This is a genomic window from Haloarcula hispanica ATCC 33960 (assembly GCF_000223905.1).
GTDB classification, from domain to species: domain Archaea; phylum Halobacteriota; class Halobacteria; order Halobacteriales; family Haloarculaceae; genus Haloarcula; species Haloarcula hispanica.
The window spans coordinates 654,421-681,317 of record NC_015948.1 but is presented as its reverse complement, the minus strand read 5'-3'; the positions used below and the strand labels follow the sequence as shown (position 1 = coordinate 681,317).

At 64.3% G+C, this 26,897-nt stretch carries 31 protein-coding genes; 15 read left to right on the top strand and 16 right to left on the bottom strand.

Annotated elements, in window-relative coordinates; genetic code table 11:
* The first annotated feature begins 32 nt into the window (after nucleotides 1-32).
* Both HAH_RS19850 and HAH_RS03490 read left to right on the top strand, forming a co-directional pair.
* Nucleotides 33-188: a hypothetical protein gene (locus HAH_RS19850; RefSeq protein ID WP_014039667.1), complete on the top strand. Its 156-nt coding sequence runs from the start codon at nucleotides 33-35 to the stop codon at nucleotides 186-188.
* 436 nt (nucleotides 189-624) lie between these two features.
* Entirely contained in the window at nucleotides 625-1,788 is a 1,164-nt protein-coding gene (locus HAH_RS03490) for a thiolase family protein (RefSeq protein WP_014039666.1), read from the top strand.
* Nucleotides 1,789-2,075: 287 nt separating this feature from the next.
* Here HAH_RS03490 and HAH_RS03485 read toward each other — a convergent pair whose 3' ends face one another.
* Nucleotides 2,076-3,692 (bottom strand): S8 family serine peptidase, encoded by a 1,617-nt coding sequence (locus HAH_RS03485; RefSeq protein ID WP_233425848.1) that lies wholly within the window; start codon nucleotides 3,690-3,692, stop codon nucleotides 2,076-2,078.
* 467 nt (nucleotides 3,693-4,159) lie between these two features.
* On the opposite strand from HAH_RS03485, the gene HAH_RS03480 reads away from it, so the two are divergent.
* The 5 genes from HAH_RS03480 (at nucleotide 4,160) to HAH_RS03460 (ending at nucleotide 7,610) form a co-directional block, all read left to right on the top strand.
* Entirely contained in the window at nucleotides 4,160-5,281 is a 1,122-nt protein-coding gene (locus HAH_RS03480; protein ID WP_014039664.1) for a pyridoxal phosphate-dependent aminotransferase, read from the top strand.
* Between the two features lie 203 nt (nucleotides 5,282-5,484).
* Nucleotides 5,485-5,763 carry an ArsR/SmtB family transcription factor gene (locus tag HAH_RS03475; RefSeq protein WP_004593670.1) on the top strand — a complete coding sequence of 93 codons (279 nt, stop codon included), beginning with the start codon at nucleotides 5,485-5,487 and terminating at the stop codon, nucleotides 5,761-5,763.
* A 28-nt stretch (nucleotides 5,764-5,791) separates the two neighbouring features.
* On the top strand, nucleotides 5,792-6,088 hold the full coding sequence (locus tag HAH_RS03470; protein WP_044951700.1) for a hypothetical protein: 297 nt from the start codon (nucleotides 5,792-5,794) through the stop codon (nucleotides 6,086-6,088).
* A 126-nt stretch (nucleotides 6,089-6,214) separates the two neighbouring features.
* Nucleotides 6,215-6,448 (top strand): DUF2249 domain-containing protein, encoded by a 234-nt coding sequence (locus HAH_RS03465; RefSeq protein WP_008310578.1) that lies wholly within the window; start codon nucleotides 6,215-6,217, stop codon nucleotides 6,446-6,448.
* A 1-nt stretch (nucleotide 6,449) separates the two neighbouring features.
* The gene (locus tag HAH_RS03460) at nucleotides 6,450-7,610 is read left to right on the top strand and encodes a hypothetical protein (RefSeq protein WP_014039662.1); all 1,161 of its coding nucleotides are present in this window, start codon (nucleotides 6,450-6,452) and stop codon (nucleotides 7,608-7,610) included.
* An 18-nt stretch (nucleotides 7,611-7,628) separates the two neighbouring features.
* On the opposite strand, the gene HAH_RS03455 is transcribed toward HAH_RS03460, so the two are convergent.
* The 4 genes from HAH_RS03455 to HAH_RS03440 form a co-directional block, all read right to left on the bottom strand.
* Nucleotides 7,629-8,276, bottom strand: a complete 648-nt coding sequence (locus tag HAH_RS03455) for a helix-turn-helix domain-containing protein (protein WP_023843143.1) — start codon at nucleotides 8,274-8,276, stop codon at nucleotides 7,629-7,631.
* A 65-nt stretch (nucleotides 8,277-8,341) separates the two neighbouring features.
* The gene (locus tag HAH_RS03450; RefSeq protein WP_014039660.1) at nucleotides 8,342-9,415 is read right to left on the bottom strand and encodes a radical SAM protein; all 1,074 of its coding nucleotides are present in this window, start codon (nucleotides 9,413-9,415) and stop codon (nucleotides 8,342-8,344) included.
* The gene (locus tag HAH_RS03445; RefSeq protein ID WP_008310586.1) at nucleotides 9,416-9,721 is read right to left on the bottom strand and encodes a CGCGG family putative rSAM-modified RiPP protein; all 306 of its coding nucleotides are present in this window, start codon (nucleotides 9,719-9,721) and stop codon (nucleotides 9,416-9,418) included.
* Nucleotides 9,722-9,833: 112 nt separating this feature from the next.
* Nucleotides 9,834-10,247 (bottom strand): SRPBCC family protein, encoded by a 414-nt coding sequence (locus HAH_RS03440; RefSeq protein ID WP_174878656.1) that lies wholly within the window; start codon nucleotides 10,245-10,247, stop codon nucleotides 9,834-9,836.
* Nucleotides 10,248-10,440: 193 nt separating this feature from the next.
* On the opposite strand from HAH_RS03440, the gene HAH_RS03435 reads away from it, so the two are divergent.
* The 3 genes from HAH_RS03435 to HAH_RS03425 all read left to right on the top strand — a co-directional run bounded on the left by HAH_RS03435 (nucleotide 10,441) and on the right by HAH_RS03425 (nucleotide 12,477).
* On the top strand, nucleotides 10,441-11,076 hold the full coding sequence (locus tag HAH_RS03435; RefSeq protein ID WP_008310589.1) for a helix-turn-helix domain-containing protein: 636 nt from the start codon (nucleotides 10,441-10,443) through the stop codon (nucleotides 11,074-11,076).
* A gap of 47 nt (nucleotides 11,077-11,123) precedes the next feature.
* A complete protein-coding gene (locus tag HAH_RS03430) occupies nucleotides 11,124-11,687 on the top strand; it encodes an NUDIX hydrolase (RefSeq protein ID WP_008310591.1) in 564 nt (187 codons plus the stop codon).
* Between the two features lie 91 nt (nucleotides 11,688-11,778).
* Nucleotides 11,779-12,477, top strand: a complete 699-nt coding sequence (locus tag HAH_RS03425; RefSeq protein ID WP_014039657.1) for an SDR family NAD(P)-dependent oxidoreductase — start codon at nucleotides 11,779-11,781, stop codon at nucleotides 12,475-12,477.
* 10 nt (nucleotides 12,478-12,487) lie between these two features.
* Here HAH_RS03425 and HAH_RS03420 read toward each other — a convergent pair whose 3' ends face one another.
* The 3 genes from HAH_RS03420 to HAH_RS19845 all read right to left on the bottom strand — a co-directional run bounded on the left by HAH_RS03420 (nucleotide 12,488) and on the right by HAH_RS19845 (nucleotide 14,883).
* Nucleotides 12,488-14,227 carry a histidine kinase N-terminal 7TM domain-containing protein gene (locus HAH_RS03420; RefSeq protein ID WP_014039656.1) on the bottom strand — a complete coding sequence of 580 codons (1,740 nt, stop codon included), beginning with the start codon at nucleotides 14,225-14,227 and terminating at the stop codon, nucleotides 12,488-12,490.
* Nucleotides 14,228-14,269: 42 nt separating this feature from the next.
* Nucleotides 14,270-14,590 (bottom strand): hypothetical protein, encoded by a 321-nt coding sequence (locus HAH_RS03415; protein WP_014039655.1) that lies wholly within the window; start codon nucleotides 14,588-14,590, stop codon nucleotides 14,270-14,272.
* 128 nt (nucleotides 14,591-14,718) lie between these two features.
* Nucleotides 14,719-14,883 (bottom strand): hypothetical protein, encoded by a 165-nt coding sequence (locus HAH_RS19845; RefSeq protein ID WP_023843142.1) that lies wholly within the window; start codon nucleotides 14,881-14,883, stop codon nucleotides 14,719-14,721.
* Nucleotides 14,884-14,995: 112 nt separating this feature from the next.
* Here HAH_RS19845 and HAH_RS03410 point away from each other — a divergent pair, with 112 nt between their 5' ends.
* From HAH_RS03410 to HAH_RS03395, 4 genes are all read left to right on the top strand, one after another.
* Nucleotides 14,996-15,970 carry a molybdopterin-binding protein gene (locus HAH_RS03410; RefSeq protein WP_014039654.1) on the top strand — a complete coding sequence of 325 codons (975 nt, stop codon included), beginning with the start codon at nucleotides 14,996-14,998 and terminating at the stop codon, nucleotides 15,968-15,970.
* Between the two features lie 204 nt (nucleotides 15,971-16,174).
* Nucleotides 16,175-17,140: a WD40/YVTN/BNR-like repeat-containing protein gene (locus tag HAH_RS03405; protein ID WP_014039653.1), complete on the top strand. Its 966-nt coding sequence runs from the start codon at nucleotides 16,175-16,177 to the stop codon at nucleotides 17,138-17,140.
* A gap of 83 nt (nucleotides 17,141-17,223) precedes the next feature.
* Complete coding sequence (locus HAH_RS03400) at nucleotides 17,224-18,048, top strand: aldo/keto reductase (RefSeq protein WP_014039652.1); 825 nt, start codon at nucleotides 17,224-17,226, stop codon at nucleotides 18,046-18,048.
* A gap of 74 nt (nucleotides 18,049-18,122) precedes the next feature.
* On the top strand, nucleotides 18,123-18,797 hold the full coding sequence (locus HAH_RS03395) for an MBL fold metallo-hydrolase (protein ID WP_014039651.1): 675 nt from the start codon (nucleotides 18,123-18,125) through the stop codon (nucleotides 18,795-18,797).
* Nucleotides 18,798-18,807: 10 nt separating this feature from the next.
* Here HAH_RS03395 and HAH_RS03390 read toward each other — a convergent pair whose 3' ends face one another.
* The 7 genes from HAH_RS03390 to HAH_RS03365 form a co-directional block, all read right to left on the bottom strand.
* Complete coding sequence (locus tag HAH_RS03390) at nucleotides 18,808-19,776, bottom strand: mechanosensitive ion channel family protein (protein ID WP_014039650.1); 969 nt, start codon at nucleotides 19,774-19,776, stop codon at nucleotides 18,808-18,810.
* Nucleotides 19,777-19,925: 149 nt separating this feature from the next.
* Nucleotides 19,926-20,237: a DUF7126 family protein gene (locus tag HAH_RS03385; protein ID WP_023843141.1), complete on the bottom strand. Its 312-nt coding sequence runs from the start codon at nucleotides 20,235-20,237 to the stop codon at nucleotides 19,926-19,928.
* The gene (gene guaA / locus HAH_RS03380; protein ID WP_008310611.1) at nucleotides 20,234-21,151 is read right to left on the bottom strand and encodes a glutamine-hydrolyzing GMP synthase; all 918 of its coding nucleotides are present in this window, start codon (nucleotides 21,149-21,151) and stop codon (nucleotides 20,234-20,236) included. Before guaA ends, HAH_RS03385 begins: the two co-directional genes overlap by 4 nt.
* Complete coding sequence (locus HAH_RS03375) at nucleotides 21,151-22,812, bottom strand: CTP synthase (protein ID WP_044951697.1); 1,662 nt, start codon at nucleotides 22,810-22,812, stop codon at nucleotides 21,151-21,153. The genes guaA and HAH_RS03375 overlap by 1 nt, the downstream gene beginning before the upstream one ends.
* Nucleotides 22,813-22,889: 77 nt before the next feature.
* Nucleotides 22,890-23,081 carry a hypothetical protein gene (locus HAH_RS03370; RefSeq protein ID WP_008310615.1) on the bottom strand — a complete coding sequence of 64 codons (192 nt, stop codon included), beginning with the start codon at nucleotides 23,079-23,081 and terminating at the stop codon, nucleotides 22,890-22,892.
* A gap of 48 nt (nucleotides 23,082-23,129) precedes the next feature.
* On the bottom strand, nucleotides 23,130-23,303 hold the full coding sequence (locus tag HAH_RS19840) for a hypothetical protein (protein ID WP_014039646.1): 174 nt from the start codon (nucleotides 23,301-23,303) through the stop codon (nucleotides 23,130-23,132).
* An 82-nt stretch (nucleotides 23,304-23,385) separates the two neighbouring features.
* On the bottom strand, nucleotides 23,386-23,979 hold the full coding sequence (locus HAH_RS03365; RefSeq protein WP_014039645.1) for an alpha/beta hydrolase: 594 nt from the start codon (nucleotides 23,977-23,979) through the stop codon (nucleotides 23,386-23,388).
* Between the two features lie 60 nt (nucleotides 23,980-24,039).
* Here HAH_RS03365 and HAH_RS03360 point away from each other — a divergent pair, with 60 nt between their 5' ends.
* Complete coding sequence (locus HAH_RS03360) at nucleotides 24,040-24,882, top strand: PspA/IM30 family protein (protein ID WP_014039644.1); 843 nt, start codon at nucleotides 24,040-24,042, stop codon at nucleotides 24,880-24,882.
* Between the two features lie 19 nt (nucleotides 24,883-24,901).
* Here HAH_RS03360 and HAH_RS03355 read toward each other — a convergent pair whose 3' ends face one another.
* On the bottom strand, nucleotides 24,902-26,830 hold the full coding sequence (locus HAH_RS03355) for an SLC13 family permease (RefSeq protein WP_023843140.1): 1,929 nt from the start codon (nucleotides 26,828-26,830) through the stop codon (nucleotides 24,902-24,904).
* Nucleotides 26,831-26,897 lie beyond the last annotated feature (67 nt).

Here is a 26,897-nt window from a genome sequence, read left to right as displayed (position 1 = left end):
GACTTTTCCGGTCGGCTACCGTCGGGACAGCCATGAGCGACCACGAGATGCACGACGCCGTCGAAGCGTTCCTGAACGAGGCCGACGACGCCTACGGCGAGTACGAGCAAGGCTACACCGACGCTGATGCGACGCTCCGGCGACTGGAGACGGCTATCGAGGAACTGCGGACGGCAACCGAGGATTGACCTCCTCCCACGCCTGAAGGCGCGGGATTCCCGCGGCACCGCACCGCTAGGTTGGGAGTTTCAGGTTTGTAGCCAGGTCGGCATGACCGGACTCCTGGCGGGGCCAAGCCGCCGTTACTCCTATCCCCGGTATGGGGATTCAGAGTTACCGTGTGTCGGAATCCACAGCCAGCGGCCCGAAAGGGATTCTTTTGGACGTAGCGTGGCCCGAATCCCGATATTATCCGTTTATCTGGGCGGCTGATCCGCCTCGGTATGGTCATGCATACGGTGTCACCGGTTATAAAACTCCGGCTGAGTGAGGCTACAGGCGAAGCTGCCGGGTTGTCGGCTTCATCCACACCCCTGAAGGGGTGGGCTTTCGCCTTGCTCCCGCTGTAAGACGCCGTCCATCGTCGGGCGAACAGTATTGTAGGCTCAGGTTCATGTAGGCCGTATGACGGATGTGGTTCTGGTAGACGGCGCACGCACCGCACACGGTGAACTGCTGGGAGGGCTCGCAGAGCGAAGCGCGATAGAGCTCGGTACTGCAGCCGTCGAGGGACTGCTCGACCGAACCGGCGTCGACGAAGACAGTGTCGACTGGGTCGGCCTCGGAAACGCGGTACAGGCGGGCGTCGGCCAGGTGCCGGCCCGACAGGTCGTCGTCGAGTCACCGCTTCCAGACAGCGTCGCCGCGACGACGCTGAACGAGGCCTCGGGGTCGGGACTGCGGGCGATTATGACCGCCGCCGACCGCATCGAGGCCGGTCGGGCATCGGTGTGTCTCGCCGGCGGCATGGAGTCGATGTCGAACGCGCCGTATCTCGTACCGGACATGCGCGGCGGCCGCCGACACGGGAACAGCGAACTTGTCGACGCGATGATCTGGGACTCGCTGTGGGACAAGCACTACGACGCGCACATGGGCACGCTGACGGAGGAACTCGCCACAGAGCACGACATCAGCCGCGAGGCCCAGGACGAGTACGCTCGGCGGAGCAACCACCGGGCCGGCGAGGCCATCCAGTCCGGGAAGTTCACTGAGGAACTCGTTCCGGTGGAAACGGCTGACGGCCTCGTGACGGAGGACGAGGGACCGCGGCCGGACACGACGGTAGACCAGCTGGCGGCGCTCCCACCGGCGTTTGCAGACGGCGGTACGATCACCGCCGGCAACGCTTCGAAACTCTCCGATGGGGCGGGAGCGGTGGTGCTGGCCGACGCCGAGACGGTAGAGCGCGAGGGGCTGGGACCGATGGCTCACGTCGAGGACTACGCCGTCGCCTACCGCGACCCGTCGGAGTTCTCCATCGCGGTTCGGGACGTCGTCGCTAAACTGCTTGAGCGCAACGACCTCTCCGTCGCCGACGTGGACCACTTCGAACTCAACGAGGCCTTCGCCGCGCAGATGGTGTACGTCGCCGACGAACTCGACATCCCCGCCGAGAAGCACAACCCCCTCGGCGGCGCGGTGGCGCTCGGGCATCCTATCGGAGCCAGCGGCGGTATCCTCACGACCACGATGCTGTACGCGATGGAGCGAGCGGATCATCACCGCGGTATCGTGGGGATGAGCGTCGGTGGCGGTGGCGCAATTGCGATGTCTGTGGTTCGCTAATGAACCGCCGCCATCGAAGCGAGTGAGCGTCGGTGGCGGTGGCGCAATTGCGATGTCCGTGGTCCGGTAGGCCCCGCCAGCGGCGAGGCGAGTGAGCGTCGGTGGCGGTGGCGCAATTGCGATGTCCGTGGTCCGGTAGGCCCCGCCAGCGGCGAGGCGAGTGAGCGTCGGCGGTGGCGGCGCAATTGCGATGTCAAAGCCAGCGTGAAATCCCGCTGAACTGAAAGTGGAAGAGCGAGAGGAGCGCTACGTACGGGACCAGTCGAAACGAGAGAACAGCAATTAGATTACGAGCCCGTTTTTCCGATTTCCTCCAGTGTGAGTGTGTAGTCTCCGCTTCCGCTGTAGACATACACGAGTATGCCGATCTCGCTGACCTGTGAGAAGTCGTCGATGATTATCTGTTCGCTACTGTCCTGCGTATAGGACGCGCGGTCGTAGTCGTTCGGAGTGGGCGTGCGACCGTCGAAGGAGACATAGAGGTCGAAGTCGGCGTCAGATGGGCCATCGAGGCTGAGGATCAGCTGCATGGGCGACTCCGTCTTGAGGGAGTACGTCTGCTTGTCATAATCGAGCATCCCATCGAGTGACCCGGACAACTCTTCGGTGAGACGGTCCTTCGATTCATCGGTGACGGAGACGCTGACTGACGTGGTCGCCTCGGCACCGTCGTTGTCAGTCACAGTGACGGTGACGGTGTAGTCGCCGGTACTGGTGTACGTGTGGCTGACCTCCGTCGCGTCCGCACCCTCGATGGGTTCAGAGCCGTCGCCGAACTCCCAGCGGTAGTTCGTTATCGAGCCGTCGGGATCACGGGAGCCGCTGGCATCGAATATGATCTCTTTATTCACAGTGACAGTTCGTGAATCGTCGTTGAGCGTCACGATCGGCGGTTCGTTTTCGGTTCCGCCACCGGCGGTTACGAAGTTGTATGCATCCGCGAGGCCGAAACCGACGAACTGGCCGTCTGCGTCCAGTGGCTGGGCGGTGTCGAGAAGGTTCTGTCGGGTCTGGCTGACGGACCAATCATGTTTGTCGAGACCGAGCGCAGCGACGCCGGCGACAGCAGGACTCGCCATCGACGTCCCGGGGAACTGCGCGTAGTCTCCCCCCGGAACGGATGAGAGTATGTCATTGCCCGGTGCCGCAATGTCGACCTTCGCGCCGTAGTTCGAGAACTCGGTCGGACTCTTGTTGCTATCGACGGCACCAACGGCGACGCATTCTTCGTAGGCCGCTGGGTACGACACGTCCTGCTGGCTTGGTGGATCACTGTCCTTATGATTCCCGGCTGCACAGATGAGGAGAACACCCTGATCCCACGCGTTTGAGACCGCGTTTTTCATTGTCTGGTTGTAGCCGCCGCCACCGAGAGACATATTGATAATGTCCGCCCCCTGCTCAGTCGCCCACTGGACGGCGTTAGCGATATCGGCGGTTCGGCCCCCGTTCGGTCCGAGTGCACGGCAACTCAGGAGCCGAGAGTTACTGACACCTGCGATACCGGTTTCGTCGTTCGTTTCGCCGGCAGCGATACCGGAGACGTGTGTCCCGTGCTGAGCGGATTGCGGGGCGGGATCGTCGTCGTTGTCGACGAAGTCCCGTCCTTTCTGGCTCCCGAACTGCCCGTCGAGGTCGGGATGGGTGTAATCTGTACCGGTGTCTATGACGGCGATGGTGACGTCTTCGCTTCCGAACGTAATGTCCCATGCTTTCGGGGCATTGACCAGTTGTGGCGCGTACTGGCTGCCGAACCTCGGATCGTTCGGAACCGTGGCGATCGGCTCGCGAACGTGGTTGAATTCCGTATATTTGACCCCGTCAATTCCTTCGACTGTCGGAAGGATTTCGCCCTTGAATTTCTGCGGGACTGCTGAGCGAAGATACGAAAGTGACTCGTTCACGTCGATAATATCGAGCTGTTCGAGGTCAGACCGTTCTTTTATTTTGTCATGAACGTCTGAAGCGTTCCTATCATTTGACACACCGATCAGATACTCTTCTGTATCAGATTCTTGTGATGCAGTGGCTTCTCCACCAAAAGCTGCGACGGTTACAGCGGAGCCGAGTGCCTTGATAACTGATCTTCTGGACGGTTTCGGTAGGGTATGTCGGGACATCCGACTCCCACTAAATATGGGTGGGTTATAAAATTAATATATAATTCCTCATGCAGCCCGGTGTCTAATAAACAAAATTATATATGCTACTTTATAAATACGTGTTTGTTTTGTTTTCTGATATATAAAGGTATGGTTATGAACGTTACAATAGTTTATACCGGTCGGCAATAGCGACAGAACAGACGGACGCCGCTAATGCTACCGCAGCACAAGGAAGAATTATCGGGCCGGCCGCCCCCAAACAGAATATGACTGGATTCTCCCGACGGGTAGAGCAGGTATCGATCTCTGGCATCCGCGAAGTGTTCGAGGCGGCGGGCGAGGACGCCATCAACCTCGGCCTCGGCCAGCCGGACTTCCCGACGCCGGAGCACGCCCGACAGGCGGCCGTCGAGGCAATTCAGGCGGGGGAAGTCGACGCCTACACGTCGAACAAGGGAACCGAGGAACTCCGGGAGGCCATCGCCGCCAAGCACAAGCGGGACAACGACCTCGACGTCGACCCCGGGGACATCATCGCCACCTCGGGCGGGAGCGAGGCGCTGCACATTGCGCTGGAGGCCCACGTCGACGAGGGGCAGGAGGTCATCTTCCCGGACCCGGGGTTCGTCTCCTACGACGCGCTGACCCATCTGGCCGGGGGGACGCCGCGACCGGTCCCGCTGCGTGAGGACCTCACGATGGCCCCCGAAACCGTCGAGGAGGCCATCACCGACGACACGGCAGCGTTCGTCGTCAATTCCCCGGCGAACCCGACTGGAGCGGTGCAGTCACCCGAAGACATGCGGGCGTTCGCCCGCATTGCCGACGAGCACGACGTGCTGTGTATTTCCGACGAAGTGTACGAACACCAGGTGTTCGAGGGCGAGCACCGCTCGCCGGCGGAGTTCAGCGACACGGGCAACGTCGTCGTCGTCAACGCCTGCTCGAAGGCCTACTCGATGACGGGCTGGCGGCTCGGCTGGGTCACCGGCGCGACCGACCGCATCGAGCGGATGCTGCGCGTCCACCAGTACGCGCAGGCCTGTGCGTCGGCTCCGGCCCAGTACGCCGCCGAGGCAGCACTGAGCGGGCCGCAGGACCAGGTTTCGGAGATGCGCGACGCCTTCCAGGAGCGCCGGGACGTGCTGCTGGACGGCCTCGACGAGATGGGACTCGACTGTCCGACGCCCAAGGGCGCGTTCTACGCGATGCCGAAGGTCCCCGACGGCTGGGTGGACGAGGTCATCGACCGCGGCGTCGTAGTCGTTCCCGGCGACGCCTTCGGCGAGCACGGCGCGGGCTACGCCCGAATCTCCTACGCGACGGACATGGAGACGCTGAAGGAGGCCATCGACATCATGGCCGACGCGACGGCGGCGGTTCGCTGAGTGGCCAGCAGTCAGCAGCCGACGCGGACAGTCGCCCCGAAATTGGAACAGTCTCGGTAGAGAGTGCGAAGAAACGCTTTACCCGCCGCCGGTCTTGACTCCGGTATCCCATCGTGGCATATGCATCCGAGTCCAGCGCGCTGTTCGACGGGGAGAGACAGGACTATACGACGGGCAGACGCAGGTCCCGGGAGGACAGTGGGATGGAGAAAGCGCTCTGGTATCTGCTGACGGCGACGCGCGGCGGCGCCAACCGGGCGCGTATCATCGACGCCCTCTCGGACCGACCGATGAACGCCAACGAACTCGCCGACGAACTCGACGTGGGCTACAAGACGATCAGGCATCACATGGAACAGCTTGAGGACCACGACGTAGTCGAGTCCGGCGACGAGGAGTACGCCAAACTCTACTTCCTGACCGACCGGTTCGACAACTACCGCGACACCTTCGAGGAAATCGTGGAGAAGATGGACGAATGACGGGGACAGATATAGAGAGGTGTCGCTGATGGCGATGGGACCGCTCATCACTGCCGCGGCAGCGCTCGCGGGACTCAACGTCCTATTGCTGCTCCCGCTGCTTGGCGTCTGGCTCCGCAACTACGCGACGTTCCGGACGGGACTCGTCGCCGGTCTCATCGCTTTCGCCGTCGCGATGCTCGCCGAGAACGCCATCGCGGTCTACTTCTTCTTCTCGATGCAGAGCTTCTACGCCGGCGATCCACACGTCCAGCAGGCCGTGCTGGTCCTGCGCTCGCTGCAGTTCGTCGCGATTGCCGGACTGAGCTACACCACGCTGCGGTAGCGCGATACCGGGAGTCCCGCAGTGGTGTTGGCGATTCGTTCGGGCTCGGACCACGAGTACTGTACCGCCACGAAGACGAACACGTTCGGGACAAGCGCCTGACTGGCAGGGACCGTCGTCGAACGTATGAGCACAGATCACCAGGAGTCGGTACAGGAACTCGACGTTCGGGACGTCGACGGAGAACCGTTCGAACAGATCATGAACGCCCTCGATTCCGTCGGCGAGAGCGAGGCGCTCCGGCTGGTGAACAGTTTCGAACCGGTGCCGCTGTACGACGTTCTCACGAGAAAGGGATACCAGTACGACACGGAACAGGTCGCCGACGAGGAGTGGCACGTCACGATCCGGCCGGAGTGAGATGCGTCCCGAGCGCGTCTCGCGGTGGTTCGTCACCGCCAGCGCGCTGTTTTTCGTCGGCCTCCACGCCGCGATGGCGGTCGCCGCGCCCCGCCGCGTCGTCGTCACGCTCGGCCTGCACGGGTTCGTCCTGCACGTCCTGTTCGGAAAGGCCTACGCGCTCGTACCGTCGTACTTCAACCGGGACCTCGCGTGGGATCGGGGGCCGGCCGTGCAGTTCCCGCTGTCCGTCCTCGGTACAGCAGGGCTAGCGCTCGCGCCGCTCGGTCCACCGTGGCTCCAGCCCGTCGGAACCACGCTCTGGGCAGGCGGCGTCGCGGTGTTCCTCGGCACGCTGGGGTGGACGATTCGCGACAACGTCACCGGTGCAGCGACTGGGACCGGCGGTCCAAACGCCCATCGGGAGCCGGTCGACCGAACCGCCAACGTCGCGGTCCCGATAGCGCTCGGCTACCTCGCACTCGCAGCCGGTGGCGCGCTCGCTACCACTGCCGGCTTCGAGTCGATGCTCCCCCAGCAACTGTCGCACTTGCTCGCTGCGGGGACGGCCGCGCTGTTCGTCTTCGGTGTCGGCTTCCGCCTGTTTCCCCGGTTTCTGGTCGCTGAAGCGCCGCGACCGGTCGTTACGGTTGTCATCGTTGCCGGCGCTGTCGGTCCCGCGCTGCTGGGCTTCGGACTGTTCGACCGTCGACTCCTCCTCATCGGTGGCATCATGGAAGCAATCGCAGTCGTGGGCTTTGCGCTGTCGTATATCGGGCTCTTCCTGCGGTCGGAGCGCCGTCGCGTCGGGTTCTACGTGGTGCTGGTGGCGGTCGTGGCCGGAGTCGTCGGTATCGGACTCGGACTGACTATCGCCGCAACCGGTCGGAGCCCGGCGCTGGTCAGCGCACACTATCGGGCGATGCTGGCGGGCTTTCTCGGACTCACCGTGGTCGGGGCGGCGTTCCAGTTCTACCCACCGGCGGTCGGCGTCTGGCCCTACGCGAACGACCGGACAGCGCTGGTGACGATTGGACTGCTCGGTGGTGGGCTCGGCGTTCAGCTACTCGGTCTTATCGGTCGGTTCGGCTGGATAATATCGGTCGGCACAGCGGCTGGAGCTCTCGGTGCACTTCTCTATACGTATCTCCTGTTAGCGGCGTTCGCCCGTCGATGGCAGTAGTAGCGACGCGCTGTGGGCCTACTCCGCGATGATACTGTCGAGCAGTTTCGTCTGGGCGGCTGCGAGGTGTTCAGCGAACGTCGAGACGGAGATATCCAGTTCCGACGCCACGTCACCGGCGTTGGCCCCTTTCGGATACTCGAAGTACCCCATCTCGACGGCGGTTTCGAGTACCTCCTGTTGCCGGTCGGTGAGTTTACTTCGGTCGACGAGGATCGAGTCCACCGGGTCAACGTCGCCGTTCCGCCGCATCGACCGGAGCGAGACGCCGTCGTACAGTTCTTTCAGCCGTGTCACGATAGCGCGCACCCGGTCGACATCGGGAGCGTGGAAGGTCAGGTGGAGCTGTCCGCCCTCGGCGCGGATATCAGCGACCGGACAGTCGTATGTTTCGACCGCCTCGCAGACGCACTCAGTTCGCGACCGTGAGAACTGGTAGCGGGAGCCGTTGCCCGTCGCGAACACCTTGTCCATGTCCTCCCGGGCCTCGATTGCCCCTTCGTCAGTGCCCGTCGCGGTGAACTCTTCGATGACTTGCCCGTCTTCATCTGGGCTGCTTCGGGCGACGTCGGTCACGGCCGCGCCCGCCTCGTCCGAGACGCTCGCCACCGGACAGGCCCCAGGGGTGTCGACCGACAGCTCCACTCTAATGCCGGAGTCGCTCATATGAGTTACTGTGACACCACATTACAAAACGGGCGAGGCGCGTTCCCACGGAGTGAAAAACCCCCTCAATCTGCTGGGTGCTGATCGGGAACCGACCCCTCGAACCCATCCGGCTGATAATCACAGAGGGGGTCCGCCGCCAGCGGGTCCCCCGTCGTCGCGTACGCTCGCGACCGACTGCCGCCACAGACTGTTCGGTACCGGCAGGCCCCGCACTTGCCTGTCAGCGCGTCGTCGTCCCTGAGCTGCTGGAACAGCGGTGAGTCCCGGTAAATGTCCACGACGCTTTCCTCTCGAACGCTGCCCGCCGATTTCGGAAGGAACCCGGAGGGGAACACCTCGCCGGTGTGGCTCACGAAGGCAAAGCCCTTGCCGGCGCGTATACCCATCCGGCGGTTGAGCCCGCCGGCACCGTCCTCCTGGTTCTGAATCGCGACGCGCCGGTAATGGGGTGCTTCGGTCGTCTTGAGGCCGAACGATGCCTCCTCGCTGACCTCGTGGAGCCACGACAGCACGCGCTCCGCCCGCTCGGGGGCAATCGGCGTCAGCACCCGCCCGCGGCCGACCGGGACGAGGAAGAACACCGACCACAGCACCGCATCGAGGTCTGCGACGAGGTCCCGGATCGCCGGCAGTTGCTCGACCGTCTCGGCGCAGACGGTGGTGTTGATCTGCAACGGGATATCGAGGTTGCGGGCCGCCTCGGCCGCTGCCATCGTCGCCTCGAAGCTCCCGGATTCGCCCCGGAAGGTGTCGTGAGATTCGCTGTCGCCGCCGTCGATGGACAGGGCCAGCCGCCGGAGTCCGGCGTCGTCGAGTTCGGCCAGTCGGTCCCGCGTGATCGAGTTCGTCCCGCTTGGAGTCAGCGTCATCCGGAGGCCCTGCTCGGTCCCGTAGTCGATGAGTTCCGGGAGGTCCTCGCGGGCGAGCGGGTCCCCGCCCGAGAGGACGACCAGCTGGCCGTCGCCGAAGTCGCGGGCCTGGTCCAGCAGTGCCTTCCCCTCCGCCGTCGATAGCTCGTCGGGGTGGCGGCGCGGCTGGGCGTCGGCCCGGCAGTGTTTACACGCAAGTTCACAGGCCTGCGTCACCTCCCAGATCAGCACGAGCGGCTGCTCGTCGAGGTCGAGTTTCCCCCGCATCTATGCCTCCCGGTGGACGCGGGTGACGTGGCCCCCACAGCCACACTGCTGGACGTACTCCACTGAAATGGTCTCGCCGAACGCCTCCGCCAGCGCATCGAACAGGTAGGTTTCCGGGTGGCCGTGGTCGGCGTGGCTCACCAGATTGACGTGGTTCCCCGCCGTCGTCATCTCGACGGCGTCGATGGCCTGTTCGACGACCACGTCGGGGTCTTCGGCGTGTGCAGGCGTCTCCAGGTTCGCCGACCAGGAGTTGTCGTGAACCTCGGTTGTAACCGGAGGCACGTCCTCGTGGGAATGGCTCATATGTACCGGTTGACGGCGGGCGTCCCTCGGTCCTATCCCGAAGATGTTCGGGTTATTATATACAACGGATTGCAGAGAGGAATTCGTCTGAGCGACTTTATCACACGTATTGCTACGACACCCGTTCGACCAGCCAGTCGAACTGCTTGTTCAGTTCCTTCTTGCGCTGTCGTGAGATAACGGTCGAATCGATCATCTCGCCGAGCACCGGGAGGTCGAGCGCGCTGTACTCCGTCGTCGCCGTGACTTCAGTCCCGCCGTCGACGGCCTCGACCGTGTACTCCGTCATCATTGACTCGAAGATGCCCTGCCGTTGCTCGTACCGCAGCACTGCGTCAGTTTCGACGATTTCGAGGTCCAGTTCGATTTCGAAGAGTCCGACGCGGTTCGTGATGCCGAGGTCGTCCCCGTCGAGTGTCACCTCGTCGAACCCTGCCGCAAGCATAAACGGCTCCACGTCAGTTATCAGGTCGGTGACTGTCTCTGGGTCGGCTGGGACCGTCCGAGTCAGCGAGACGCGTTCCATACCGGACGGCCAGCGGCCGGCGGAATAAGCGTTCGCCATACCCGGAGATGTTCGGCTCAATGGTTTTGCGCGACCTGATCTCGTGGTGATAGTGTGTGACACCACTCCCCAAGTTTCTTATCCCCATCACGACTATGCGAACATGTTCGGGATTACGGACGCGGGGGTCGGGCGAATATATTCGGATACACCAATGCCACACGCTGAACTCACGCTCACGATTCCGGATGAGATCTGGATCGGCGACATCTCGCGAGCGTACGACGACGCGACGTTTCGCATCCTGTCTGCGCTCCCCGGCGAGGACTCCGGTGTCGGGCTCGCGGAGATCACATCGGACGACCTCCCAGCGGTTCTCCGTGATATCGAGAACCGGGAATCGGTCACGACCCTTGAGATACTTTCACACCGGGACGACAGCGCGCTGATTCAGTTCGAGACGTCGATGCCGCTCCTGCTCTTCCCAGTCCAGGGCTCGGGCGTCCCGCTTGAGATGCCGTTCACCCTGTCCAACGGCGAGGCCGTCTGGGAGATATCAGCGCCACAGGAGCGGCTCTCCGAACTCGGCGAGCAACTGGAGGAGTTCGGCATCTCCTTCAGCGTCGACCGCATCCAGCAACACCTCGAAACCGAGCAGGTGCTCACCGAGAGCCAACTGGAACTGGTACAGGAGGCCATCGACGCGGGCTATTACGACACGCCGCGGGAGTGCTCGCTAACGGAACTGGCGGACCGCGTCGGTATCGCGAAGTCGACCTGCAGTGAAACCCTCCACCGCGCGGAGGAGCAGATCCTGAAACAGTTCGTCTCGGACCTCCCCGCGCGGTGAGGGGAAGTCGAAGCGCGTAATACGCGCCTCTGTGAGAGGTACGACATATGAGTTCCGACGCGGTCGACGAGACGCACGAAAACGCCCGACAGGAGGTCATCGCGGTGGACGCCGACGACAACGAGGAGGGGCTGGTCAATCGGCTCGACGCCCACACCGGCGAGGGGGTTCGCCACCGCGCGTTCACTGCCCTGCTGTTCGACGAGAACGATCGGATTCTGCTCGCCCAGCGCGCGGCGAACAAACGCCTCTGGGACACCCACTGGGACGGCACCGTCGCCTCCCACCCAGTTGAGGGCCAGACACAGGTCGAAGCCACCGAGGAACGACTCGAGGAGGAACTGGGTATCGACCCCTCGCAGTACCAGAACCTCCGCGTGACCGACCGGTTCGAGTACAAGCGCTACTACGAGAACGCCGGCCTCGAATGGGAAGTGTGTGCGGTGCTGCAGGCCACGCTCCACGACACCTCGCTGGAACCGAACCCCGAAGAGGTCGACGGCCTCATGTGGGTCCCCTACGAGCGACTGCGTGAACATCCCGAGTACTACCGCCAGCTCCGCCTCTGTCCCTGGTTCGAGATCGCGATGCGCCGGGACGAGGAACGGTAACGCCGACGGTCAGCATCAGCGCGGGCGGCAGGCATCGCAGTGACGCCGCCCCGACCCGTTTCCTTTTCGGCCCGGCCACCCAACCCCGGGTATGGACGTTCCGCTGTACGACTCTCTCGACGGTCAGATCGTACTCGTCACCGGAGCCACGCGGGGCATCGGGAAGGCAATCGCCGACGGGCTGGTCGACCTCGACGCAACGGTGTATGCCGGCGCTCGCGATACCGGCGACATCGCGGCTACGGACCGCCATGCCATCGAACTCGACGTGACCGACGACGACGGGATGGTCGCCGCGGTCGACCGCATCGAGCGTGAGCAGGGACGGCTCGACGTGCTGGTCAACAACGCCGGCGTGATGGACTCACGGGAGCCGCTCGACGAGATGCCGACAGATGTTATCGACCACACCCTCGACACGAACCTCCGGGGGGCGGTCCTCATGACGAAGTACGCCCTCCCGCTGTTGCTGGCCGAGGAGGGCGGCCGTGTCGTCACCATGGCCTCCGGGCTGGGAGCCATCACCGAGAGCCAGTCGGGCGGCACGCCGGCCTACCGCATCTCGAAGACGGGCGTCAACGGACTGACGAAGTACCTCGACGGCGAGTACGCGGCCGACGGCCTCATCGCCAACTCGGTGTGCCCGGGCTACGTCCAGACGGACATGACCGAGGGGAGCGCTCCACGGACGCCCGAAAAGGGGGCTGAGACGCCAGTCTGGCTCGCTCGCTTCCGACCCGATGCACCGAGCGGGCGGTTCTGGCGCGATAGGGCCGAAATCGAGTGGTAGGCAGCCGCGATCAGTCAGCGTTCTCGCTTCCGGCCGTCGCTGGCTCGTCTGTCGCGTGGGCGGGCTCAGCCGCCGGCAGTTGCAGTTCCACAGTCGTTCCCGGCTCGGCCGTATCGGGGAACGACATCCGGCCGCCGAGGTTTCGGACGATCCAGTTGACGAGCCAGAGCCCGACGCCGGAGCCATGTTTGAGCGGCGTTTCGGTTCCCGAGCGGATGACCTCGCGCTCGTGGTCGGTGATACCGGGACCGTTGTCGTGAACGGCCACGCGGACGCCCGGCGTTCCGTCGGTCCGCGTCGCCGTAATCTCGACTTCGACAGGACCCCCATCGGTCGCCTGATGTTCGACGGCGTTCTCGACCAGTTCCTCTAGTGCGATGAGGATCGACGGACCGCCCTGTATCCAGAGATCATCCTCGCAGGTGAGCGTGATCGCCACGTCGGGGCGGCGGTCCCGAGCATCGCTCACGACCGATTCCAGCAGCCTCTGGAGCGCTGTCGGGCTGTGCTGTTCGGTCTCCAGGGCCTCGGTAACTCGGCCGATCTTGTTACTGCGGTCGACGATGTCGTCGACTGTGCTGATAATACGGTCGAGTCGCTCGCGTTCGTCGGCGTCGGCCGTGTCCCGGAGCAGGTCCGCGTTCCCCTTGACGACGTTCATCTCGTTTCGGATATCGTGCCGGAGCAAGCGGTTGAGTACGTCCAGTCGCTGTTCCCGTTGTCGCCGCTCCGTGATATCTCGGAGGCTGATGAGGTGGCCCGAGACGACGCCGTACGCGCGGTACAGCGGTATCACGCGTACGTCGTAGTACCGGACGCTGCCCTCGTGTTCGAGGGTCGTCTCGGTCTGCGTTCGCTCGCCGGGACCGGGAACCGCCTCGGCGAGTGCTGGTAACACCTGTGGTAGCGAACGGCCCAACAGCGCGTCCTGGTCGCCGTCGAACAGCGCCGTAGCAGCCGCGTTGACATCGACAATGCGGCGCTCGTCGTCGACGATGATGACCAGGTCGTCCATTTCGGTGAAGATCGCTTCCCGGCCCAGTTCCCGGGTCACCGGTGCCACGTCGAGCAGTTGCCCGCGGAGGATGGCGACTGAGAGGACCGCCCCCGAGGCGACGTACCCGAGACTTGTTGGGTTGAACGGAGTCGGTAGCGCACCGAGCACGAACAGCGACTGGACGACCGTCGGGACGGCGATGGCGAGCAACAGTGCGATCCCCTGGCCCTGAAACACCTGGTTCGACCGGAACAGCATCCGCAACAGGAGGACACCGCCGGCGAGAATCAACAGCAGTATGTAGGACATGTGCCCCCAGTACATGACTTCGTACGCGGGAGCGAGCGCCACCGACGATGCGGAGACGGATTGTGTCCCATGACCGGACCAGATGAGTTCGTGGGCGTGATTCGACCACACGAGCGTGACAAACACCGCCGGTTCGACGAGCAACAGCGCTGTTCGGCGTTGGGTGAGCCAGTGTGGATGCCCCGTGTACTCGATAACCGTCACGAGCCACGCGACAGGGATGATTACCGAGAGCGTCAGCTGCACCTGGACGAGTCGCTCCATGGTGGCCAATCCCGGCACAGCGAGCTCGATACCGTACGTCACGGCCCAGAGGCTCGCCGCAACGACGAACACTGCCAGCGGTCCTGCGCCCGGCCGGTCCCGATGGAGCCACACCAGAAAGGCGACGCCCATACCGACGACACCCGACAATAAAACGACAGTAAGCGGCGACAGGACCATTCAGTAGCGTAGTAATGGCGTCCCTGATATAACTATTCTCGGTCACTTCGACTGCGAGCGAACCGCGGACCACACGGCGAGGGCACCAAGTACGAACGCCGGAACGAGCGGGAGTGTGAGATATGCGTCCCGGAGCGTGAGCCCGAAACTGCTGATGACGCCCTGTGCGGACGGCAAAAGCAAAATTGCGCCGGGGACGAACAGGAACGCCACGCCGATCATCCCGACCAGAATCCAGCCGCTCGTCCCGAACTCGGGACCGTCGGCGGCTTCCGTACCCGTCTCACTGTCCGCAGATGGGGCGTTTGCGGACTGTGGCTCCGTGTCGGGACGGTGGACGTAGCCGGACTCGTCGTCAGCCATCGGCACGCACCCCGTCGCGCCCGCTCGAACGGTGCGTCACGATGGGACCTCCCCCGGGAGTACCGACGAAACAACGTGGCTGCATGTCTCGGCATCAGGCAAGCGAGCGCAAAACGCTAACGGTCCCGCTACTGCGACAGACCAGGTGCTTCCTGGCTCGAGATGTCACGCAGGCTCATCCGATGCCCGCTGGATGAAGCGTGTGCGTCCCGCTGGCCCTCCGCGACCGACGAGTCTTCGTACAGTCCCTCGAACGCACACTCATGGCAGACGACGTGGTAGCTCCCAGCCATACATTTTGTTTCATATCGCTATATTTTAAGCCTACCGTTTTCAGATATTATATACATTGCAGTCCCGCAAACGGTCGTCAGGGTATTTATCGACCGCGACCGATGGAGTAGTATGGTGGATTTCCAGTCCCGTGACACACGCCGGGGTCCGACCGACGGGGAAGACGACGAGACAGACGAGGACGAGGGCGAAACGGGAGACGACGAGGAATCCGCGGCAGTCGATACCGACTCCGAGGCCGCCAGTTCAGAGCCAACCGAAGCAACGGATACAGCAGCGGAAAACAACGACAGAGAAGCAAGTGGGGGTGACGGAACGGAGACTTCTGCGGCGGACGACGTGACGGGGGACGGTGACGGCTCCACGTCGGAGCCTGAAGCCGACAGCGCCGTCGCAGAACGAATCGACGAGGCGGTAGAGCAAAGCAGCCATCCAGCGGCCGAAACACAGGACGCTGAAGGGGCCGGCGGGGCGGAGCGACCCGACGAGGGCCCCCACGAAGACCCCCTTTCTGAGACACAGGCAGGCGATCCACCGGAAAACACATCGCAGGCTGAGACGCCGCCGACAGCGGATGAACCACCAGCGCAGACAGTCCCACGGGACGACGCGTCGCAAGAACAGTCGGTTGCCGCCGCCGTCGTCACGGTCGGGACAGCGACGGAAACGGGCGACCCGACGGGCGAGGCGGTAGAGACAGCACTCGAAGCGACCGGACAGACGGTCACCGCCCGCGAGCGCCTGCGAGGGGACTACGACGGCATTCAGGGTGCCGTCGACAGACTAGTCGGGCGCGACGACGTGGAGGTCGTCGTCACCGCGGGGGGCCTCGGCGTCGCCCCGTCGGCGCAGACGCTCGAAGCAGTCCACCCACTGTTCGAAAAGGCCCTGCCGGGGTTCGAGGAAGTGTACCGGAGCCTCCTCTTCGAACAGCAGGGAACCGGTGTCATCGCCGTCCGTGCGACTGCCGGGATCGCTGGAGAGACGCCGGTGTTCTGCCTGCCCGCGGACCCGGCGGCGGTTCGTATCGCTATCGACGAGATCATCGCGGCCGAAGCTCCGTCTCTCGTCGCTGACCTGTCCTGAGCCGACACGACGAACTCGCGGTATCAGTCTTGTGACCGTTTAGCCGGCTTAACGTGATATTTGCCGGTTCGTCCCAGGTCGCTAATTTTCCCACTTCCGACGGCTTTTCTCCCGAATATCGGCCGTTTAAACGTTTAAAGCGGCGTGAAAAGTCGTTAACTCCGTCACCCATTGAAGTAGAGACAGCCCACAGGCTCGTGTGTCATGTCCGATCACAACGCGACACGACGCGGCGTGCTCACGGGTATCGGCGCGACAGCTGCAGCTGCACTGGGTGGGGCAGCCATCTCCGGGACGGTTGCGGCGGCCGGTCCCTGGGAGTCCGTCGAGTCCCCGACCGGGAACACCCTCCACGACGTCGAATACACGGCCACCGGCGCGTACGCGGTGGCGGGTGGCGGTATCGTCCTCGAACGGACTAGCAGGGGCTGGCAGAAGGTCATCGGCGGTGGCCCGACCGGCAACGGGAACAGCCTCTACGGGGCCAATGTAACCGACGACGGCAAGGCCCTCTGGCTCGTCGGTGCCTCGGGCGCTATCGGCGAGTACGACGTGGAATCGGGCGTTCTCACCGACCACAGCGCCCCGATGGACGTGACCAACAATTTCAACGACGTGTCCGTGACCGGGAGCGCCGGCGAGGCGAACGTCTACGTCGCCGGCGACTCCGGCAAGATGTACTACAGCTTCGAGAACGGCGCGAGCGAGACGTGGGACTACACCACGCCCGGCTCCGGGTCGGCCATCAACGCCGTCGACTTCCACGGCGTGCGCTCGGGCCACATCGTCGACGGCAACAAGAGCGTCTTCGCCACCGACGACGGCTCGACGTGGAACAAGATCGGCCTCGCCGACGCCAACGTCAACTTCTACGGCGTCGACTCCGACGGCCCAGATGACGTGTGGGTCTCCGGCGGTGGCGGGATGATTTTCCACTGGAACGGGTCCGAGTGGACGCCGACCGACACGGGCGACGCCGGCCTGCGTGACATCGAGGTCACCGGCGACGACAGCACCGGCTACACGGTCGGCGGCGGCGGTAAGGTGTACGCCCTCGGCGATGGCGGCTGGACCCAGGAACAGACGCCCGCTGGCGAGAACCTGAAAGCCATCGTCCGCGGCGGCACCGACATCGCGGTCGGTTCGGGCGGGATTATCCTGGAGCAGTAGCGACGGTACAGTAGGGCAGGCCGGTTCGAGACCGCGGTGCGCCGGAGCCACTGACTTTTCACCGACCCCCTCCAACACCCTGCATGGACGACATTCAGGTCCAGGGTACGTCGGTCCCCGCACTCGGCCTCGGGACGTGGCAGCTCACCGGCCAGTCCTGCCGTGAAACCGTCGAAACGGCGCTGGATATGGGCTATCGCCACATCGACACTGCACAGGCGTACGGCAACGAGCGGCAGGTCGGACTGGGGATGGACGCCGCCGCGGTCGACCGCGAGGACGTGTTCTTGACGACGAAGCTCGACGGCTCCAATCGCGACGAGCGGAGCGTCCGCCGGTCGACGCGGGAGAGCCTGAACAAACTGGGAACGGACTACATCGACCTCCTGCTCATCCACTGGCCGAACACCCCGTGGATGACATCCCTGTCGGAGACGCTCGGGGCGATGAACGACCTCGTCGAGGAGGGGCTGGTCCGGCACATCGGCGTCAGCAACTTCTCGCCGTCGCTGCTGGACAAGGCGCGGGACATCTCCGCGGCCCCTATCTTCACCGACCAGGTGCAGTACCACCCCTACTGGGACCAGCGGAAGCTACTCGACTACTGTCGCATCCACGACGTGCTCCTGACTGCCTACAGCCCGCTCGCCCGCGGCGGCGTCCTCGACGACCCCGCGCTCGTCCAAGTGGGTAACAGGTACGGGAAATCCCCGGCGCAGGTCGCGCTTCGGTGGCTGGTCCAGCAGGACGGCGTGGCCGCGATTCCGAAAGCGTCCAGCCGCGACCACCTCGAAGCGAACATGGCTGTCTTCGATTTCGAACTCACCGACGCGGAGATGGAGCGGATCCGGGACCCGTCGAAGGTCAAGACCGGCGTGCAGTTCGTTCGGTCGCAGTTGCCGTTCTGAGCGCCACAGTTGACTGGTTCTGCGGCCACACCGATTCGTCAAGCGTTTTGACGCCGCCGTTCCAACCCCGCGCTATGGTAACGGCGCTCGCCGATGATATCTGGTGGTACGACCTCACGGGCGTCAACGCAACGCTCGTCGACGACGACGGAGCGCTAACGCTCGTGGACACCGGGCTTCCCTGGCACGGCAACGCGCTCATCGCCGGCCTGAGCGACGCCGGCTACGAACTCCGAGACCTGGACCGAATTCTGCTGACGCATTTCGACTTCGACCACGTCGGCGGGCTGTCGGCCTTCGACGGCATCGACGTGACTATCTACGTCGGGGAGCGGGACGCCCCGCTGGTCACCGGCGAGCAGGCTCCGCCGCTGGGCAACCACAAGGGGGCGTTCCAGCGACTCGTCTCGCCGTTCCTCGACGCGCCGGACAACGACGTGGTCCCCCTCGCCGACGGCGACACCGTCGGCAGTTTCACTGTCTACGATACCCCTGGCCACACGCCGGGGCACGTCTGCTACGTCAGCGAAGACCATTCGCTTGGACTGCTGGGTGACCTCGTCCGGGAGGACAGCGGCCGCTCCGAGCCCTCGCCGTGGCTGGTGAGCTACGATACCGACGCCGTTGCTCGGAGTATCAGAGACTTCGCCGAGCGCGCACCGCGGTTTGAACTCGCTGTGCCGGGCCACGGCGTCCCCTTCGAGGAAGGGGGTTCCGCGAAACTCAGTAAGCTGGCAGCGACGCTGTGAAACGGCTGGCCTAGTCGCTACTGAGCCGGCCAGCAACGAAGTCCTGACCGCCCAGCCCGACCGCTAGCGCGAACCCGATACCGACGGGGAACACGACCGCGAGCAACAACACGGCGAGCAGCAGCGAGTCGACGCCCGCGAGGTTGAGCGCGATAACGGCGGTAAACAGGTAGACGAGCGCCTGCAGCGTTCCCGAGAGGAGCGGCTTCGAGACCCACTCTTCGGCGGCATCGACCGACGTGATCACGTCGGCGACGTGATCAGCAACTAGTGCCCCCAGAACGAGGACGACGAGGGCACCGACCAGGGTCGGCGCGTAGGTCAATCCATCACGGAGCAGGGCCGCGACGGGAGCGATAGTGAGCGTCGCCGCAGCGACGTAGACGGCCGCCGCGTAGACGTAGTACTCGACGACTAGACCAGCCACTCTGCCAACGGTGCCGCTGTCAGCGTCGAGCAGCTGTCCGAGGTGCGTTTCCGGGAAGTTCTCCGTGATACCGGGACTGGAGACGAGGCCGGGGACGAGCGTGCCCAGCAGTCGGCCGAGACCGAACCCGACGACCAGGAACACTGCGGCGGCGACGATGTTCGGAACGTACCCGAACAGCGTCGCGGCGAGCGTCCGGAGCTCGCTGATGTTCAGCGTTCTGACCGCCGCAAGAACAGCGACCAGATAGACGAGATATCGGGCGAGCAGACCTGCTGCGGACGCGACCGGGTCCGACTCCGCTGTGACGGCAGACACCGGCGTTTCCTCGGCGCGGTCGTCGAGCCCGCGTTCGAGCGTCCAGTCGTACACCGCGCTGTCGAGGTACTCGCCGACCCCGTAGCCGATGGCGAGGATGACTGCCGCAATCAGTATCGTCCCGACGGCCGATACGCCGTCGGCGATGAGTGTTGACAGATATTTGGCAATTCTATTAGCGACGTTCGCTTGCAGCAACAGCGGTCGTTCCGTGACGGCCTGAATCGCTAGCATAGGTGTATCCAGTAGTTACTCTCTTAATCTATCTATTAAATCCGTCGAAGAATATGTTAAATTATACCCTTCAACAGCAAGAGGGTGCGGCCGGACCGGCTGTTGGTACTGCTGGGCGGACACCATAGACACGAAAAGACCGGGCGAGCCTACAGTTCCTCGGCGACCGCCTCGGCGTCAAGCAGGTCCGGGTCGACGACGAGGTCGGTCTGTCGGCTGGCGAAGTCCGGCAGGGAGCCCGCCGCGTAGACGACGACCCGGAGGTCGGGGGCAAGGTCCTTGGCGACGGCGATGGAGGTCGCCTGCGACATCTCGGTCAGCAGGTAGACCTCGGCCTCGTGGATGCCGGCTTCTTCGAGCCCGGGTCGGTTACCGACGTCGGCGACTGTGACCGTGTGGCCTTCGGCTTCGAGCGCGTCGGTGAGCGCGTTCGGGTCCGAGCCGACGAGAACCACCTTCATTCGTACTCGATAGTCGCTGGCGGTTTGTGGGTCACGTCGTAGACGACGCGGGCGACGTTCTCGTGCGCCCCGGTGATGCGCGACTGGATGCGCTGGAGCGTGTCCCAGTCGAGTTCCTGTGCGCGGGCGGTCATCCCGTCCCGGCTCTCGACGGAGCGGACGGCGACGACCCAGCCGTGGACGCGGTTGTCGCCCTTGACGCCCGTGGCCTTGCCGATGACGGCGGCCAGCGCCTGCCACGGCTCGTACTCCTCCAGTTCCTCCTCGACGACGTGGTTGGCCTCGCGGGCCACTTCCAGTTTCTCCTCGGTGACTTCGCCGATGATGCGGACGGCGAGGCCGGGGCCGGGGAACGGCATCCGCTCTGAGATTATCTCCTCGAGGTCGAGCGCCCGGGCGACCTCGCGGACCTCGTCCTTGTAGAGGTCCCGCATCGGCTCGACGATGCCCTCGAAGTCCACCACTTCGGGCAGGCCGCCGACGTTGTGGTGGCTCTTTATCGTCCCCTCACTCTCGATGCGGTCGGGGTAGATGGTCCCCTGAACGAGGTAGTCGGCGTCGACGTCCTTGGCGACGGTCTCGAACTCCCGGATGAACTGCTCGCCGATGATGTGACGCTTCTCCTCGGGGTCGGTCTCGTCGCCGAGCGCATCGAGGAAGCGGTCCTGGGCGTCGACGATCCGCAGCGAGTCCATGTAGCTGAACGTCTCGCGTATCTGGTCGGTCTCGCCTTTCCGCATCAGCCCGGTGTCGACGTAGACCGGGGTGAGCTGGTCGCCGATGGCCTCGTAGGCCAGCGCGGCGGCCGTCGAGGAGTCGACGCCGCCCGACAGTGCGATGACGGCGTTCTTGTCGCCGATCTCGTCGGCGATCTCGGCTTTCGCGTCGGCGATGAACTCGTCGACGTTCACCATCAGTGGCTCACCTCCTCAGTCGTCACAGTGTGTGGGTCGTCGCCGAGCACCGCTTCGAGCAGGCCGACGAAGGGCGGGCTGGCGCGTGTCGGTCGGGAGCGGAACTCCGGATGGAACTGCGTCCCGATGAAGTACGGGTGGTCCTCGGGCGCGAGTTCGAGTATCTCCATACGGTTTTCGGCGTAGCCAGAGAACTTCAGCCCGGCGGCTTCGAGGTCGTCGATGTACTCGGGATTGACCTCGTAGCGGTGGCGGTGCCGCTCCGTACAGGACTCGCCGCCGTACAGCGTCGCGGCAAGCGTGTTCGCGTCGATTTCGGTTTCGTGAGCACCCAGCCGCATCGTCCCACCCATGTCCTCGATCTCGTACTGCTCGGGCAGGATGTCGATGACGGGGTGTGGGGTGTCTTCGTCCAGTTCGGCGGAATGGGCGTCGTCGAGGTCCAGTACGTTGCGGGCGTACTCGACGACGGCCATCTGGAATCCGAGACACAGCCCGAGGAATGGGATATCGTTCTCGCGGGCGTACCGAATCGCCTCGATTTTACCCTCCGTACCACGGGCACCGAAGCCACCCGGCACGACGATGGCGTCGGCCTCGCGCATCCGGTCAGCGTGGTGGTCGTTCATCTTCTCGGAGTTGACCCATTGGACGTTCACGTCGACGTTCTTCTCCAGGCCGGCGTGTTTCAGCGCCTCGTGGACGGACATGTAGGCGTCTTCGAGGTCGTACTTGCCAACGAGGGCAATATCGACTTCGCCCTCGGTGTTCTGGGTGACAAGGTCGCGCCAGCGGTTCTCCCGCTCGTCCTCGGGCAGGGCTTCGGTCGCGATGTCGAGTTCCTCCATCACGTACTGGTCGAGGCCTTCCTCCTCGACCATCAGCGGGACGTGGTAGATGTCGTCGACGTCGGGATTCGAGAAGACGGCTTCCGTCGGCACGTCACAGAACAGCGCGATCTTCTCTTTCGTGTCGATATCGAGTTTGTCCGAACAGCGGCCGACGAGAATGTCGGGCTGGAGCCCGATAGAGCGCAGTTCCTTCACGGAGTGCTGGGTCGGCTTGGTCTTCTGCTCGCCGTTTTTCGAGTAGGGAACGAGCGTGACGTGGGTAAAGAGAATATCGTCCTCGTCTTCCTCGTGGGCGAACTGACGGAGCGCTTCGAGATACGGCATCCCCTCGATGTCGCCGACGGTGCCGCCAACCTCGATGATACAGACGTCGTTTCCTTCGGCGGCCTCGCGGATGCGGCGCTTGATGTCGTCGGTGATATGCGGGATAATCTGGACCGTGCGACCGAGGTAGTCGCCGGACCGCTCCTTCTCGATGACGTGCTGGTAGGTCTTCCCCGTGGTGACGTTGTGGTCGAAGGTCATGTCGATGTCGAGGAAGCGCTCGTAGTTCCCCAGGTCGAGGTCGACCTCCCCGCCGTCTTTGAGCACGTACACCTCCCCGTGCTGGAAGGGGTTCATCGTACCGGCGTCGACGTTCAGATACGGGTCGATTTTGACCGCTGTAACGTCGAACCCGGCGTTTTTGAGTAATCTACCTGTGCTGGCGGCGGTGATGCCTTTCCCCAGGCCAGACATCACGCCACCGGTGACGAAGATGAACTTCCGACCCAGTTCCGGGTCGTAGTCCGTTTCGGGTTCGGTCGGCATACCGACGGTGAACCCCGCGTAGTCTAAACGGTTTCGGAGCGCGCACTGTTCGCCACCCCGTCGCAGTGTCAACGGGGCTACAGTGACGGCTGTGTGAGGACGCGCCATGCCGCCACGAGAACAGCCAGCGTCAGCGCCGAGAACAGCGCATCACCGGGACTAGAGCCGATGGCGATGAACAACAGGTAGCCGGCGACGAATCCACCCAGAAGCGAGACGACGCCGTGCCGTGTCGAGTGCGACACCGCCGCCCTGGTTCGTGTTGACATAGTTCATTATTTATCAGTATATAGTATAAATGTACCTTCGGCTGGTCGTCAGGACTTGAGCACGCCGGATTTGATAGCGACGTAGGTCCCGAGGCCCCCCAGCGAGGCGAGGACGAGCGCCCGGGCTGGTCCGCCCGCGACGAGCGCCGTCTGCATCAGGACTAGCAGCGCCACCAGTGTTGCGATAAACGAAACGGCAGCGAACGCAAGCGGGCGGTTCATGATCGGAGATTGGGCCGACAGCGCCTCTGTCTTTCGATACTGTCCGGTAGTCTCGGGTCCCGGCAGTCGGATTCAACACCGGCTACAGGTGGTCACGGAGAAACGGCCCAACAGTCTCACCGACACGGCCGCTCTGGCCGACGAAGTGGTGGTCGGCCGGCAGTCGCTCGACGGCCTGTCCCAGTTCGGTGGCCCGGTCGACGACCGGCTCCCAGTCCACAGTGTCGTCGCGCTCGCCGACCACGACCTGTACCGGGCAGTCGATAGCGTCGAGCGCGGCGACAGCATCGAGATGGGCGGTCAGTCCGGCCGGCGGAGCGAGGACGGAGAGGACCGACGGCTCGGACTCGCTATCGAGTTCGGCGGCCGCACAGAGCGCCACAGCTGCGCCGAAACTGTAGCCAAACAGGCCGACGGCGTCGGCCCGCTCGCTCGCCCACGCCAGCGCGTTCTCGGCGTCGACCCGCTCGCCGCGGCCCTCGTCCCACGCGCCGTAGTCGAAGCGGAGACAGCCGACATCAGGGGCCAGTGCGTCGCTAACCGCGTTCAGGCGCGTGTCCGACCGCTTACCGCCGTACTGTGGATGGGGCGGGCACGCAACGACGATAGCGTCCGACCCGGGTCGGTCGAGCGTCGCGGTGACGTCTCGCCCGCCCGGAATCCCGACGGTAGTCATACGTGTTCACTCGCCAGCCCTCTGTAAGAAATTTAAGGTTGGAGAGACCAATGCGCATATATGGGAATCCTCTCGCGCGCGTCGTACGTCATCCGCTCGAAACTCAACGCCGTCCTGAACCGAGCGGAGGACCCGACAGAGACCCTCGACTACAGCTACGAGCAGTTGCGTGACGAACTGCAGGACGTCAAGCAGGGCATCGCGGACCTGACGACCCAGAAGAAACGACTGGAGATACAGAAGCGCCGCCTCGAAGAGAACGTCGAGAAGCACAATGAGCAGGCGCGCCAGGCCGTCGAGCAGGACCGAGAGGACCTTGCCCGCCAGGCGCTGGAGAAGAAAAAGCAGAAGATGAGCCAGATCGAGGATCTGGAGGGCCAGATACAGGACCTGCAGAGCCAGCAGGACCAGCTAGTCGAGCAGAAAGACGAACTCCAGAAACAGATCGAGCAGTTCCGGACCAAGAAGGAGACGATGAAGGCCCGCCACGAGGCCGCCAAGGCGTCGGCGCGCGTCAACGAGGCAATGACCGGCGCTGGCGACGAGATGCAGGACATCAATCAGGCTATTGAGCGCGCGGAGGAACGCACCGAGGACATGGAGGCCCGCTCGCAGGCGATGGACGAACTCCGCGAGGATGGCGTCCTCGAAAGTCAGATATCGGATGAGAGTTCGCTGGAGCGGGAGCTTGAGGAAGTCCGACAGAAAGGCTCAGTCGACGCCGAACTCGACACGCTGAAAGCCGAGATGGGCAAAGCCGAGGACGGCGACAGCGGGTCAAGCGACGCGGACGTCTCCGAGGCCGAACTGGAGAAGGAACTCACGGACGAGAGTACGCAGGTCGACGTCGACGAGAGCGAGGTCGAGTCAGAACTCGACGAACTGAAAGAAGACGAAAAGTAGCGCCGCCGCCGCGGGATTTTTACAGCGGCCAGACGACAGACACCGAGAGCGTCGTGACGACGCACAGAAGGAGCTGTAGCGGGCCGCCGACGCGCAGGAAGTCGGTAAAGCGGTACCCGCCGGGGCCGTACACCATCAGGTTCGTCTGATAGCCGATGGGTGTCAGGAACGCCGTTGCGACTGCGAACGTCACGACGACGAGGAACGGGAACCCGGCGACGCCGATCTCGGCGGCGGTGGCGACGGCGATCGGGATCATCAGCACGACGGTCGCAGCCGGAGTGATGACGCTGGCGAGGACGGCCGTCAGGAGGTACACCAGCGCCAGCAGCGCCAGCGGCGGGAGGACGCCGGCCGCGTCGACGAGGAGGCCACCGACGAACGCGGCCCCACCGGTCGCTTGCATCGCCTGCCCCAGCGGGAGCAGTCCGGCAAGCAGGAACACGATGTTCCAGCTCACCGCGTCGTAGGCCTTCGATGCGCTCAGCGTGCCGGTCGCGACCGTGGCGACGACGCCGCCGAGTGCGGCGATGTAGATTGGAAGCAGATCCAGCGCCGCGAGCGCGATGACTGCGAGCAGGGTCGCGAGCGGGACCGCCGCCGCGGCGTCGAGCGACGGCGGGCCGCCGTCGAGCGCGTCGAACAACTCCGGGGGACCCTCGGTCAAGACCAGGTACCCCTCGTCCTGCAGGTGGCCCACCTCGTCGAGAGGCGTCTGGAGCAAGAGCAGGTCGCCAGCGGACAGCTCGACCGCCGCGAGGTTCTCGTGGATGATCTCGTCGCCGCGGCGGACGGCGAGGACCGTCACGTCGAACCGACTGCGCAGTTGCACGTCGGCGAGCCGCCGCCCGCGGAGCCGGGACTCCCTGTGAATGACGGCCTCCGCGAGAACGGCCGGATGGCCACTCTCTGCCAGGAGGTCCGCCGTGACGGACTCGCGGGCGAGGTCCCGCAGGTCGAGCGTCTGGGCGAACTGATTGACGGCCTGTCGGTTCCCGCGGACGGTCAGCACGTCGCCGGGTTCGAGCGGTCGGTCGGTGGCCGTCGCGAAGAACGACTCGCCGTTGCGGTCGATCTGGAGCACATCGATGTCAAGCGGGTCGCTCGCGGCGAGGACCTGTTCGACGGTGGCCTCGGTCGGCAGCGACTCTCCCGCATCGACTACGTCCGCGACTGCTTCGACCACGTCGTCGGGGACACCGCCTTCCAGCGCCTCCTGCACCGTCAGTCCGACCAGCGGCGACGAGTCCCGCACCTGTAACTGCGACAGGTGGCGGTCCATGTCGAACTCCTCCGTGAAGTCGGCCGCGGGGTGGACCCGTTCGGGAACGAGCGCCCGACCGACTGTCAGCAGGTAGGCCACGCCGACGGCGAGGATGACGACGCCGACGGGCGTCAGCGAGAACATCGAGAACGGTCGGCCAAGCAACTGCGCCGAGAGGTCGCTGGCGAGGAGGTTCGTCGAGGTACCGACCAGCGTGAGCGTCCCGCCGAGCATCGCGGCGAAAGAGAGCGGCAACAGCAGGTTCGACGGCGAGATACCGTATCGCTCCGAGAGCCCGGTGACCAGCGGGATGAAGACCGCGACCACCGGCGTGTTGTTGACGAACCCCGCGCTGACGCCCGTCGTGCCCACGATGGCGGCCAGCAGGCGCTGCTCATCGCCGCCGGTCAGCGCCGCCAGCCTCCCGGCCAGCCAGTCGACGACGCCGGCCGATTCGACGCCGGCGCTGAGGATGTACATCGCGACGATAGTGACCACCGCCGGGCTGGCGAATCCCTCGATGGACGTCCGTGCCGGGACACCGGTGTACGGTTCCAGCACGACCAGCGCGACGAGGACGGCGATGGCCGTCATGTCAGGCGGCAGCCACTCGGTGACGAACAGCGTCAGGGCGGCGGCGACGAGCGCGAAGACCACGAGCGCACCCATCGAGAGCGGGGGCATACCATTGCCCTCGATGGATGGGGGCAAAAGCGTCGGGGGCGATTCCGACCGATCACCCCGCCGGTGG